At 60.2% G+C, this 12,085-nt stretch carries 10 protein-coding genes and 1 pseudogene; 4 read left to right on the top strand and 7 right to left on the bottom strand.

The features are described 5' to 3' along the window. Positions 1–36 precede the first annotated feature (36 nt). Positions 37–2,130 carry a TonB-dependent siderophore receptor gene (locus IH404_RS04665; RefSeq protein ID WP_194440034.1) on the bottom strand — a complete coding sequence of 698 codons (2,094 nt, stop codon included), beginning with the start codon at positions 2,128–2,130 and terminating at the stop codon, positions 37–39. A 110-nt stretch (positions 2,131–2,240) separates the two neighbouring features. Further along, on the bottom strand, positions 2,241–3,401 hold the full coding sequence (gene algW, locus IH404_RS04670) for a Do family serine endopeptidase AlgW (protein ID WP_005784639.1): 1,161 nt from the start codon (positions 3,399–3,401) through the stop codon (positions 2,241–2,243). 101 nt (positions 3,402–3,502) lie between these two features. Between algW and IH404_RS04675 the strand changes: the two genes are divergently transcribed. The 3 genes from IH404_RS04675 to cysN all read left to right on the top strand — a co-directional run bounded on the left by IH404_RS04675 (position 3,503) and on the right by cysN (position 7,344). Next, complete coding sequence (locus tag IH404_RS04675; RefSeq protein WP_005784640.1) at positions 3,503–4,261, top strand: Nif3-like dinuclear metal center hexameric protein; 759 nt, start codon at positions 3,503–3,505, stop codon at positions 4,259–4,261. Positions 4,262–4,518: 257 nt separating this feature from the next. Next, positions 4,519–5,436, top strand: a complete 918-nt coding sequence (cysD, locus tag IH404_RS04680) for a sulfate adenylyltransferase subunit CysD (RefSeq protein ID WP_005784641.1) — start codon at positions 4,519–4,521, stop codon at positions 5,434–5,436. Between the two features lie 9 nt (positions 5,437–5,445). Next, positions 5,446–7,344: a sulfate adenylyltransferase subunit CysN gene (gene cysN, locus IH404_RS04685; protein WP_194440035.1), complete on the top strand. Its 1,899-nt coding sequence runs from the start codon at positions 5,446–5,448 to the stop codon at positions 7,342–7,344. A 193-nt stretch (positions 7,345–7,537) separates the two neighbouring features. Here the strand turns inward: cysN and IH404_RS04690 are convergent, their stop codons facing one another. The 3 genes from IH404_RS04690 to IH404_RS04700 form a co-directional block, all read right to left on the bottom strand. Further along, complete coding sequence (locus IH404_RS04690) at positions 7,538–8,437, bottom strand: acyltransferase (protein ID WP_005784643.1); 900 nt, start codon at positions 8,435–8,437, stop codon at positions 7,538–7,540. Continuing rightward, positions 8,438–10,537 carry a phosphate acetyltransferase gene (gene pta, locus IH404_RS04695; RefSeq protein ID WP_194440036.1) on the bottom strand — a complete coding sequence of 700 codons (2,100 nt, stop codon included), beginning with the start codon at positions 10,535–10,537 and terminating at the stop codon, positions 8,438–8,440. Positions 10,538–10,616: 79 nt separating this feature from the next. Then, a complete protein-coding gene (locus IH404_RS04700) occupies positions 10,617–10,907 on the bottom strand; it encodes a DUF3565 domain-containing protein (RefSeq protein ID WP_157264111.1) in 291 nt (96 codons plus the stop codon). Here IH404_RS04700 and IH404_RS04705 point away from each other — a divergent pair. Beyond that, the gene (locus tag IH404_RS04705) at positions 10,906–11,391 is read left to right on the top strand and encodes a peptidylprolyl isomerase (RefSeq protein WP_003188398.1); all 486 of its coding nucleotides are present in this window, start codon (positions 10,906–10,908) and stop codon (positions 11,389–11,391) included. The two genes, IH404_RS04700 and IH404_RS04705, sit on opposite strands and share 2 nt — an antisense overlap. Before the next feature lie 85 nt (positions 11,392–11,476). On the opposite strand, the pseudogene IH404_RS27755 reads toward IH404_RS04705, so the two are convergent. Then, positions 11,477–11,602 (bottom strand): annotated as a pseudogene (locus tag IH404_RS27755) (outer membrane lipoprotein carrier protein LolA); the annotation flags it as partial. 79 nt (positions 11,603–11,681) lie between these two features. Further along, on the bottom strand, positions 11,682–11,960 hold the full coding sequence (rpsT, locus tag IH404_RS04710; RefSeq protein ID WP_003188401.1) for a 30S ribosomal protein S20: 279 nt from the start codon (positions 11,958–11,960) through the stop codon (positions 11,682–11,684). Positions 11,961–12,085: the final 125 nt, after the last annotated feature.

Here is a 12,085-nt window from a genome sequence, read left to right on the forward strand (position 1 = left end):
GGAGCAAGCCCCCTCCCACATTTAGTTTTATGCTCGTCAGAGATTGAGGGTCAGGCTGACGGTGAGGTTGCGCGGTTCACCAGGGTTGGTCCAATAGCGGCTATAGGACCGCTCGTAGTACTTCTCATCGAACAGATTGTTAAGGTTCAGCCCCACGGTGACATTCTTCGTGGCCTTGTAATGGGCCAGCAAATCCACGGTGTGGTAGGCCGGCAGTTCGAAGCCTGTGCCCGCCTCACCGGAGCGGTCACCCACATAAGTAAACGCCGCCCCCAGGTCTGAACCGCGCAACGCCCCGTCCTGGAATTCATAAACGCCCAACAGACTGCCGCTGCGCTTGGCGACCCCGAGAATGCGACTGCCCGTGGGGATGGTTTTGTCGCCCTTGGTCACTTCGGCGTCGATATAGGCCAGGGCGCCGATCACGCGTATGGCGTCGGTCACTTGCCCGGTCACCTGCAGGTCAAATCCCTGGCTGCGGGCCTTGCCAATGGCGCGGTCGGTGTTGGTCGCCGGGTCCAGGGTGAGCACGTTTTCCTTTTCGATATGGAAGGCTGCGAGCGTCGCGCTGAGGCGCTCGTCAAACAGCTCGCTCTTGATGCCCACCTCATAGCCCACGCCTTCTTCGGGCTTGAAGGATTTGCCGCCGGCATCCAGGCCGCTGTTCGGCTTGAATGAGGTGGATGCGTTGGCAAATACCCCGACTTGCGGTGTGAGCTGATAGAGCAGGCCGGCGCGCTGGGTCAGGGCGTCGTGGGTCTGGCGGCTTTTGGCGTGGTTGCGGGCGAAGTTGTCGGTGCTCTGTTCGAAGTGCTCGAAGCGCGCACCGATCATGCCTCGCAGGCGGTCGGTGAAGATGATCTGGTCTTGCAGGTTCAGCGCGTGGCTTTTGGTCTGTTCGAAGAAGTCGGTGCCGGAGCGTGCGCCATTGGGTTTGGCCTGGCCATAGACCGGTTTATAGATGTCGATAGGGTAGTCGCCGCCGATTGCTGTCACGCGCTCCTTTTTGCGGTAATCCTCGTATTCGGTGCCGATCAGCAGTTCATGCTGCCAGCTGCCGATATCGAACAGCCCACGCAATTCCAGCTGGGTGATGCTGTCATGCCAACCGGTCGAGCGTTCACGGTAGCGACGGTTGACGGTGTGACCGTCCCCATTCAGCGCACGGCTTTCCGACGCATCGCCCCACAGGCTGCCCTGCTTGTAGTGGCTGGCCAGGCGCAGCTTCCAGGCGTCGTTGAGGTGGTGTTCCAACGCGGCCTGGATGCGGTTGTTGTGGTTGCGAATATTGCCGTCGTTGGGCTCGCCCAGAAAGGTGGAATGGGACATGCCAGTATCGGCGACGATGCCCCGGTCGAAGGTGGAGCTGTGGCGCACGAATTCGCTTTCGACCAGCAACTGGGTGTCCGGGGTCAACTGCCAACTGAGCGACGGCGCGACGAACACTCGTTTAGCGTCCACGTGATCGCGGAAACTGTGCTTGTCTTCAACCGCCAGGTTCACCCGTGACAAGACGCGCCCTTCGCTGTCCAGCGGCGTATTCACATCCAGCGCAGTGCGGTAGCGGTCCCAGCTACCAGCACTGGTTTGCAAGGTGGTGAACGCTTCGGGCTGGGGTTTCTTGGTGACGATGTTCACCGTGCCGCCAGGATCGCCACGCCCATACAGGCTGGCGGCGGGGCCTTTGAGAACTTCAATGCGTTCGATATTTGCCGCGTCCGGGGTACTGGGGTAACCGCGGTTGGCGCTGAAACCGTCCTGGTAGAACTCAGACGTAGTGAAGCCGCGCACGCTGTATTCGTAGAGGGTCAGGCCACCGAAGTTGTTTTGCTTGGATACGCCGCCGGCAAATTCCAGGGCGCGCTCCACGCTGGTACTGCCCAGGTCCTTGAGCACCGTGGCGGGGATCACGCTGATCGATTGCGGTATGTCGCGAAGGGCGGTATCCGTTTTGGTGGCACTGGCAGAGCGGGTGGCGCGATAGCCCTGGACCGGGCCGGTGGCGGACTCATACGCCTCGGAGGTTACGCTGATGGTGTCCAGTTCCAGGGTGTTTTCTTCGGCGTAGGCAGGGTCGAGCAGCAAACCCAAGGCCAGGCCGGCCAAGGGCACAAACTTTCGAGACGGCATGATAGAGCGTTCCAATAGCGATATTGAAACAATATAACATGCCCAATGAGAATGAGTCGCCGCAAAAATGGCCTTGCAAGTGCCCGCGGACGGGCACTTGGGCGTATCGGCTACTGCTCTTCTTTTATCGGTGCGGTCGCCGGTGGCGGACGCAGGCCGATTTCCGCCGAGAGCTTGATCTCCTTGCCGTTACGCATGACCAGGATCGCCACCTTGTCGGTCGGTTTGATTCGCGCTACCTGGTTCATCGACTTGCGGCCATCACCGGCCGGTGCACCGTCGATGCTGAGGATTACATCGCCCAACTCCAGGCCGGCTTTCTGTGCCGGGCCATCACGGAAGATTCCGGCGACCACGATGCCTGGGCGTCCGGTCAGGCCAAACGACTCGGCCAGTTCCTTGGTCAAGGGTTGCACTTCAATGCCCAGCCAGCCGCGAATGACCTGGCCGTGTTCGATGATCGACTTCATCACTTCCATCGCCAGCTTCACCGGGATCGCAAAACCGATGCCTTGGGAGCCGCCGGACTTGGAGAAAATCGCCGTGTTGATGCCGGTCAGGTTGCCATTGGCATCCACCAGCGCACCGCCGGAATTGCCCGGGTTGATGGCTGCGTCGGTCTGGATGAAATCTTCGTAGCTATTAAGGCCTAACTGGTTGCGCCCGGTGGCGCTGATGATGCCCATGGTGACCGTCTGGCCCACGCCGAACGGGTTGCCGATAGCCAGTGCTACGTCACCCACGCGCAACCCGTCGGAGCGACCGAGGGTGATCGATGGCAGGTTCTTCAAATCGATTTTCAGTACTGCGAGGTCGGTTTCCGGGTCGCTGCCCACCACACGGGCCAGGGTTTCGCGGCCATCACGCAGGGCGACCACGATCTGGTCGGCGCCGGTAGTCACGTGATTATTGGTGAGGATGTAGCCTTCGGGGCTCATGATTACCCCGGAACCCAGGCTCGACTCCATGCGGCGCTGCTTGGGGCCGTTGTCACCGAAGTAGCGGCGAAACTGCGGGTCCTCGAACAGCGGGTGCGCCGGTTTGTTGATGACCTTGGTGGTGTACAGGTTGACCACCGCAGGGGCCGCAATGGTGACCGCGTCGGCATAGGTGACCGGGCCCTGCACCACCGTGTTGGTTTGCGGTGCTTGTTGCAGGTTCACATCCAGGGTAGGCAGGCCCACCCATTGGGGATAACGCTGAATAATCAGCATCGCGATCAGCACGCCAGCCAACAATGGCCATCCAAAAAAACGCAGTGCCTTGAGCATCAAGTAAGTCCTGACAGGTTGCAGGGGGCGGGCGAGCGCCCATAATGTCGCGCATTATACGAGGCTGCGATGCCTGCGAACCGGATATTTAGGAGTCTTTTATGGCCGTCCCCCTTACCACCCTCGTCGAGGAAGCCGACCGCTACCTTGGCAGTGCCAAAATTGCCGATTATTGCCCCAATGGCTTGCAGGTCGAGGGCCGCCCGCAGGTGATGCGCATCGTCAGCGGTGTGACCGCAAGCCAGGCGCTGCTGGACGCCGCCGTCGAAGCCGGGGCCGATCTGGTGCTTGTGCATCATGGTTATTTCTGGAAGGGCGAGAGCCCGTGTATCACCGGCATGAAGCAGCGCCGCCTGAAAACCCTGCTCAAGCACGACATCAGCCTATTGGCCTATCACCTGCCATTGGACCTGCACCCTGAGGTGGGCAATAACGCGCAGCTGGCCAAACAACTGGACATCACGGTCGAAGGCCCTTTGGACCCGAGCAACCCCAAGGTGGTCGGACTGGTCGGGTCGCTGGCCGAACCCTTGTCACCGCGTGATTTCGCCCGCCGTGTGCAGGATGCGATGGGGCGCGAACCGCTGTTGATCGAAGGCAGCCAGATGATCCGCCGCGTCGGCTGGTGCACCGGAGGTGGTCAGGGCTATATCGACCAGGCGATTGCCGCCGGGGTCGACCTGTACCTGAGCGGTGAGGCCTCCGAGCAGACCTTCCACAGCGCCCGTGAAAACGACGTCAGCTTCATTGCTGCCGGTCATCACGCCACCGAGCGCTATGGGGTGCAGGCGTTGGGCGATTACCTGGCGCGACGCTTTGCCCTGGAGCATCTATTTATCGACTGCCCGAACCCGATCTGAGCCTTAGAGCGCGACTGAATGTGGGAGGGGGCTTGCTCCCGATGGCGATGGATCATTGAAATGTACTAACTGACACACTGCTATAGGGAGCAAGCCCCCTCCCACACTTGAGTCTATTTGCGGCCAAACTGGCCGGTATATTCATATACCGTTTCGATCTAGATGGCGCCCTGAATAGAAGAAGGTGCTGTGCTAGCATGCCCCGCTCGAACACGGCCCGCCTGGCCGTCCATAAGATCGTTTTTCCGTGAGTAACCATGGTCGACAAACTGACGCATCTGAAACAGCTGGAGGCGGAAAGCATCCACATCATCCGCGAGGTCGCCGCCGAGTTCGACAACCCGGTGATGCTCTACTCGATCGGTAAAGACTCCGCCGTGATGTTGCACCTGGCACGCAAGGCTTTCTTCCCGGGCAAGCTGCCGTTCCCAGTGATGCACGTCGACACGCGCTGGAAATTCCAGGAAATGTACAAGTTCCGCGACAAAATGGTCGAAGAGCTTGGTCTGGACCTGATCACTCACGTCAACCCGGATGGTGTGGCGCAGGGTATCAACCCCTTCACCCACGGCAGCGCCAAGCACACCGATATCATGAAGACCGAGGGCCTCAAGCAAGCCCTGGACAAGCATGGTTTCGACGCAGCGTTCGGCGGCGCCCGTCGCGATGAAGAGAAGTCCCGTGCCAAAGAGCGCGTGTACTCGTTCCGCGACAGCAAGCATCGCTGGGACCCGAAGAACCAGCGCCCGGAGCTGTGGAACGTTTACAACGGCAACGTCAACAAGGGCGAGTCGATCCGCGTGTTCCCGTTGTCCAACTGGACCGAACTGGATATCTGGCAGTACATCTACCTGGAAGGCATCCCGATCGTGCCGCTGTACTTCGCCGCCGAGCGCGAAGTGATCGAGAAGAACGGCACGTTGATCATGATCGACGACGACCGCATCCTCGAACACCTGTCCGACGAAGACAAAGCCCGCATCGTCAAAAAGAAGGTCCGTTTCCGTACCCTTGGCTGCTACCCGTTGACGGGCGCGGTGGAGTCCGAAGCCGAGACGCTGACGGACATCATTCAGGAAATGCTCCTGACGCGAACTTCCGAGCGCCAGGGCCGGGTCATCGACCACGATGGCGCCGGCTCCATGGAAGATAAAAAACGTCAAGGCTATTTCTAAGGGGCTGTCATGTCGCATCAATCTGATTTGATCAGCGAGGACATCCTCGCCTACCTGGGCCAGCACGAGCGCAAAGAGATGTTGCGCTTCCTGACCTGCGGCAACGTCGACGACGGCAAGAGCACCCTGATCGGGCGCCTGCTGCACGACTCCAAGATGATCTACGAAGATCACCTGGAAGCCATCACCCGCGATTCGAAGAAGTCCGGCACCACCGGCGATGACATCGACCTGGCCTTGCTGGTCGACGGCCTGCAGGCCGAGCGTGAGCAGGGCATCACCATCGATGTTGCCTACCGCTACTTCTCCACCGCCAAGCGCAAGTTCATCATCGCCGACACCCCGGGCCATGAGCAGTACACCCGCAACATGGCCACCGGTGCGTCCACCTGTGACCTGGCGATCATCCTGATCGACGCCCGCTATGGCGTGCAGACCCAGACCCGTCGCCACAGCTTTATCGCCTCGTTGCTGGGCATCAAGCACATCGTGGTGGCCGTCAACAAGATGGACATCAACGGCTTTGACCAAAGCGTATTCGAGTCGATCAAGGCCGATTACCTGAAGTTCGCCGAAGGCATCGCGTTCAAGCCAAGTACCCTGGCCTTCGTGCCGATGTCGGCGCTCAAGGGCGACAACGTGGTGAACAAGAGCGAGCGTTCGCCCTGGTACACCGGCCAGTCGCTGATGGAGATCCTCGAGACCGTCGAGATCGCCAACGACCGCAACTACACCGACCTGCGTTTCCCGGTGCAGTACGTCAACCGCCCGAACCTGAACTTCCGTGGTTTTGCCGGCACTCTTGCCAGCGGCATCGTGCACAAAGGCGACGAAGTCGTGGTGCTGCCGTCACGCAAACGCAGCCGGGTCAAATCCATCGTCACCTTCGAAGGTGAGCTGGAGCACGCCGGCCCAGGCCAGGCCGTCACCCTGACCATGGAAGACGAGATCGATATCTCTCGTGGCGACCTGTTGGTGCATGCCGACAATGTGCCGCAAGTGACCGATGCGTTCGACGCCATGCTCGTGTGGATGGCTGAAGAACCGATGCTGCCGGGCAAGAAATACGACATCAAGCGCGCTACCAGCTACGTGCCGGGCTCTATCACCAGCATCGTGCATCGCGTGGACGTGAACACCCTGGCCGAAGGCCCGGCGAGTTCGCTGCAGCTCAACGAAATTGGCCGGGTCAAGGTCAGCCTTGATGCCGCCATTGCGTTGGATGGCTATGACAGCAATCGCACCACCGGCGCCTTTATCGTCATCGACCGTCTGACCAATGGCACCGTGGCCGCGGGCATGATCATCGCGCCACCGGCCAGCCAGGGCGGTGCAGCGCAGCACGACAAATTGGCACACGTGGCCACTGAAGAACGTGCCCTGCGTTTCGGCCAGCAGCCGGCCACCGTGTTGTTCAGCGGCTTGTCGGGCGCCGGCAAGAGCACGTTGGCCTATGCGGTTGAGCGCAAGCTGTTCGACATGGGGCGTGCGGTATTCGTGCTGGACGGCCAGAACCTGCGGCATGACCTGAACAAAGGCTTGCCTCAGGACCGTGCCGGGCGCACCGAGAACTGGCGCCGTGCGGCTCACGTGGCGCGTCAGTTCAACGAAGCCGGTTTGCTGACCCTGGCGGCTTTTGTCGCGCCGGATGCCGAAGGCCGTGAACAGGCCAAGGCGCTGATTGGCAGTGATCGCCTCTTGACCGTCTATGTGCAGGCGTCGCCGCTGGTATGTGCCGAGCGTGATCCGCAAGGTTTGTACGCGGCCGGTGGGGATAACATCCCTGGCGAGTCCTTCCCGTACGACGTGCCGTTGAATGCCGACCTGGTGATCGATACCCAGGCCTTGTCGCTGGAAGACAGCGTCAAGCAAGTGCTGGAGTTGTTGCGTCAGCACGGCGCGATCTAGGCTTTATTGCCGCACAAAAAAGCCCGCCACCGAGTGATCGGTGGCGGGCTTTTTACACATTCTCAAATGTGGACTCGGTCAATGTGGGAGCTGGCTTGCCTGCGATGGCGGACTGTCAGTTTATTTATCCTTTGCTGATCCACCGCTATCGCAGGCAAGCCAGCTCCCACATTGAATTGCATCCACATGTTGATCAGCGGCTGGCTGGAAAGTCTTTGTGCAACTGCTCCAGCAACGCATCCTTGTCTTCCCACAACCGGTTGATCCAGCCCTGGAACGCTAACCGGTACTCCCCATCCTGCTCATAATTCTTGCCAATGAATTCAGCCGGGATCTGCACCTCTTCAAACTGCACCACCACCTCCTTCACATTCCCGCACAGCAAATCCCAATAGCCGGGACGCCCGGCAGGGTAGTGAATGGTCACATTCACCAGTGATTTGAGCTGCTCCCCCATGGCATCCAGCACAAACGCAATACCGCCGGCCTTGGGCTTGAGTAAATAGCGGAATGGGGAGTTTTGCTGCGCATGTTTGCCCGGTGTAAACCGTGTGCCTTCGGCAAAGTTGAAAATCCCCACGGGGTTGTCGCGAAACTTCGCACAGGTCTTGCGGGTGGTTTCCAGGTCTTTGCCTTTCTTTTCCGGGTGCTTCTCAAGATAAGCCTTGGTGTAGCGCTTCATGAACGGAAAGCCCAGTGCCCACCACGCCAAACCAATCACCGGCACCCAGATCAGCTCTTGCTTGAGGAAAAACTTCAGCGGGCGAATGCGCCGATTAAGCACGTATTGCAGCACCATGATATCGACCCAGCTCTGGTGGTTGCTGGTCACCAGATACGAATGCTGATAGTCCAGGCCTTCAAGGCCGCTCAGGTGCCAGCGTGTGCGGCGCACCAGGTTCATCCAGCCTTTGTTGTTGGTCACCCAGGCTTCGTGGGTGTGGTTCATCAGCCATTCGCTGAAGCGCTTGGCGAAGGGCAGTGCCTTGAACAGCGCGACAATAAACAGGAACGAGCACAGCAGGATCGTGTTCAGCGCCAGCAACAGCGAAGCGATCACCCCGCGTACGGCGGCAGGTAGAAAATCCAGCATTTAGATATCCATAGGTCGGTTGGCGGCTTGGATCGCAGTCAGCGCGATGGTGTACACGATGTCGTCTACCTGGGCGCCGCGCGGCAGGTCGTTGACCGGTTTGCGCAGGCCCTGGAGCATCGGCCCCAGGCTCACGCAATCGGCGCTGCGTTGCACGGCTTTGTAAGTGGTGTTGCCGGTGTTCAGGTCGGGGAACACGAACACCGTAGCCTTGCCCGCCACCTGACTGTTGGGCGCCAATTGCCGGGCCACGCTTTCATTGGCGGCGGCGTCGTATTGCAGCGGTCCGTCGATCAGCAGCGAGCTTTGCTGTTCGTGGGCGAGCAGGGTGGCTTCGCGGACTTTTTCCACTTCTTCGCCGCTGGCCGAATCACCGCTGGAATAGCTGATCATCGCCACGCGTGGCGTGATGCCGAACGCGGCGGCCGAGTCGGCGCTTTGCAGGGCGATTTCCGCCAGTTCTGCGGCGCTCGGGTGCGGGTTCATCACGCAGTCGCCGTATACCAGCACCTGCTCGGGGAACAGCATGAAGAACACCGACGACACCAGGGTGCAGCCCGGCGCGGTCTTGATCAGTTGCAGGGCCGGGCGAATGGTATTGGCGGTGGAGTGGATGACGCCGGAGACCAGGCCGTCCACTTCGTCCAGGGCGAGCATCATGGTGGCGATCACCACTGTGTCTTCCAGCTGTTGCTCGGCCATGGGGGCGTTGAGGCTCTTGGTCTTGCGCAAGGCAACCATCGGCTCGACATAGCGCTGGCGAATCAGGTCCGGGTCAAGAATCTCCAGCCCCTCGGGTAGCTCGATACCCTGGGCACGGGCGACCGCTTCGACATCCTCCGGTTTGGCCAACAGCACGCAGCGGGCAATGCCTCGGGCCTGGCAGATGGCGGCGGCTTGCACCGTCAGCGGCTCGCTGCCCTCGGGCAACACGATGCGCTTGTTGGCGGCCTGGGCCCGTTGGATCAACTGGTAGCGGAACACCGCCGGCGACAGGCGCATCTCCCGTGGCGTACCGCAACGCTGGTGCAGCCAGCGTGCATCGAGGTGGCTGGCGACGAAGTCGGTGATGATCTCCGCGCGCTCGCGGTCATCGATGGGGATTTCCTTGTTGAGGCTATTGAGCTGGTTGGCGGTATCGTACGAGCCGGTGCTCACTGACAATACTGGCAATCCGGCCTGAAAGGCGCCGCGGCACAGGTCCATGATGCGCGGGTCGGGCAGGGTGTCGCTGGTCAGCAGCAGCCCGGCCAGTGGCACGCCGTTGATCGCGGCCAGGCTGACGGCGAGGATGATGTCGTCGCGATCGCCGGGGGTGACCACCAGGACGCCGGGCTTGAGCAGTTCTACGGTGTTGCGCATGGTACGGGCGCAAATGATGATCTTGGTCATGCGCCGGGTTTCATAGTCGCCGGCGTTGAGGACCTGCGCACCCATCAGGTCGGCGACATCGCGGGTGCGCGGGGCATTGAGTTCGGGCTGGTAGGGGATGCAGCCAAGCAGGCGGAAATCGCCGCTGCGCAACAACGGCGAGTGCTCTTTAAGGCGCGCCGAGAATGCCTCCATGCTTTCGTCGGTGCGCACTTTGTTGAGGATCACGCCCAATACTTTCGGGTCTTTGGGGCCGCCGAACAGTTGGGCCTGCAATTCCACCCGGCCAGAGAGCTCGGTGAGCACTTCGTTCTCCGGCGCCGAGACCAGGATCACTTCCGCATCCAGGCTCTTGGCCAGGTGCAGGTTGACCCGCGCGGCGTAGCTGGCGCTGCGGGTCGGCACCATGCCTTCGACGATCAGCACGTCTTTGCCTACGGCGGCCTGCTGATACAGGGTGATGATTTCTTCAAGCAGCTCATCGAGTTGGCCGTCGCCGAGCATTCGCTCCACATGGGCCAGGCCCAGGGGGTGTGGTGGCTTCAGGCCGTGGGTACGTGCCACCAGCTCAGTGGAGCGCTCCGGGCCGGTATCGCCCGGGTGTGGCTGGGCAATCGGTTTGAAGAAGCCGACTTTAAGGCCGGCCCGTTCCAGGGTGCGCACCAGCCCAAGGCTGATGGAGGTCAGACCCACACCAAAATCGGTGGGCGCGATAAAAAAAGTCTGCATGCGAATTCTCTGGAGGTGCATGGCTTGGGTGGCGCCCTATGCATGGGCGCCTACCGCGAATCAGGCGTCAAGGTTATCGTTATTCGCGCACTTGCGCACACCAGCCGCACGCAAAGGGTTGGCCTATTTTTTCAAGGCGTTGCGCGGGGTCCAGGACCCAGGCGCGCGACTGCCACGGTGGCTGGTGGCGCAGGTGCTGGGTGTGGCCGCAGGACAGCTCGGCAACCCAGTGCAGGTCTTCGTCCTGGCGGAATCCGGTGATCGTCGAGACCGTTGGTCGGCCCCGTCTGTCCGGGTTCTGTTCGCTTTCGGACAAATCCTTGTTTAGACTTGTCCGTTCTTCATTCTTATGCAAAAGGTCTCGCCCCATGACGATCGCCGCTAACAAGGCTGTCTCCATCGACTATACCCTGACCAACGACGCTGGTGAGGTCATCGACAGCTCAGCCGGCGGCGCGCCGCTGGTCTACCTGCAAGGCGCAGGTAACATCATCCCAGGCCTGGAAAAAGCCCTGGAAGGCAAGAACGTCGGTGACGAACTGACCGTTGCCGTAGAACCTGAAGATGCCTACGGCGAATACTCCGCCGAGCTGGTCAGCACGTTGAGCCGCAGCATGTTCGAAGGCGTTGACGAGCTGGAAGTGGGCATGCAGTTTCACGCTTCCGCGCCGGACGGCCAAATGCAGATCGTCACCATCCGTGACCTGGACGGCGATGATGTGACTGTCGACGGCAACCACCCTCTGGCTGGCCAGCGCCTGAACTTCCAGGTGAAAATCGTTGCAATCCGCGATGCTTCCCAGGAAGAAGTGGCTCACGGCCACGTCCACGGTGAAGGCGGTCATCACCATTGATTGTGGTTTGATCAATCGGTAGCAAAAACGCCCCGACTGGTTCGGGGCGTTTTTTTTGCCCTGAGAATATTCCCGGTCAACTCCTTGTAGGGGCGAGCTTGCTCGCGAAAAACCTGAGAACTCTGCTGGGCGCCAGGCTTCCCGCGTCATCGTTAACGATCTTCGCGAGCAAGCTCGCTCCTACAGTTGTTGGGCGTGTTTTCAGGCACATACAAAAATGCCCCGGACCTTTCGGTACGGGGCATTTCTTAACTGTTACGCAACCTGGGCTGCGTGGCAGTTGTTACCACTTAGGCTGCAGCAGGAACGCTCAGAGCCTTGATGTGGCCATTCAGGCGGCTCTTATGGCGAGCGGCCTTGTTCTTGTGGATGATGCCTTTATCGGCCATACGGTCGATAACTGGCACGGCCAGAACGTAAGCAGCTTGAGCTTTTTCAGCGTCTTTGGTGTCGATGGCTTTAACTACATTCTTGATGTAGGTACGAACCATGGAACGCAGGCTGGCGTTGTGGCTGCGACGCTTCTCAGCCTGTTTTGCACGTTTTTTGGCGGAAGGTGTGTTGGCCACCGTCGAGCTCCTCGAAAGACTTTTTAGGAAATAGCAAACAAAATAGGCCGCGAATCATGCCGATGACTTGATGGGTTGTCAAGGGCGGCTGATGCGAACTGCTGAGTGGTCGATCTGAAGAGGCG

This window comes from Pseudomonas sp. OST1909, assembly GCF_015277575.1.
Classification (GTDB): Bacteria; Pseudomonadota; Gammaproteobacteria; order Pseudomonadales; family Pseudomonadaceae; genus Aquipseudomonas; species Aquipseudomonas synxantha_A.

Coding starts and splice junctions, on each gene's coding strand:
- IH404_RS04665 (WP_194440034.1), bottom strand. CDS start 2,130: ATGCCGTCTCGAAAGTTTGTGCCCTTGGCCGGCCTGGCCTTGGGTTTG.
- algW (WP_005784639.1), bottom strand. CDS start 3,401: ATGCTCAAGGCACTGCGTTTTTTTGGATGGCCATTGTTGGCTGGCGTG.
- IH404_RS04675 (WP_005784640.1), top strand. CDS start 3,503: ATGGCCGTCCCCCTTACCACCCTCGTCGAGGAAGCCGACCGCTACCTT.
- cysD (WP_005784641.1), top strand. CDS start 4,519: ATGGTCGACAAACTGACGCATCTGAAACAGCTGGAGGCGGAAAGCATC.
- cysN (WP_194440035.1), top strand. CDS start 5,446: ATGTCGCATCAATCTGATTTGATCAGCGAGGACATCCTCGCCTACCTG.
- IH404_RS04690 (WP_005784643.1), bottom strand. CDS start 8,437: ATGCTGGATTTTCTACCTGCCGCCGTACGCGGGGTGATCGCTTCGCTG.
- pta (WP_194440036.1), bottom strand. CDS start 10,537: ATGCAGACTTTTTTTATCGCGCCCACCGATTTTGGTGTGGGTCTGACC.
- IH404_RS04705 (WP_003188398.1), top strand. CDS start 10,906: ATGACGATCGCCGCTAACAAGGCTGTCTCCATCGACTATACCCTGACC.
- IH404_RS04700 (WP_157264111.1), bottom strand. CDS start 10,907: ATGGGGCGAGACCTTTTGCATAAGAATGAAGAACGGACAAGTCTAAAC.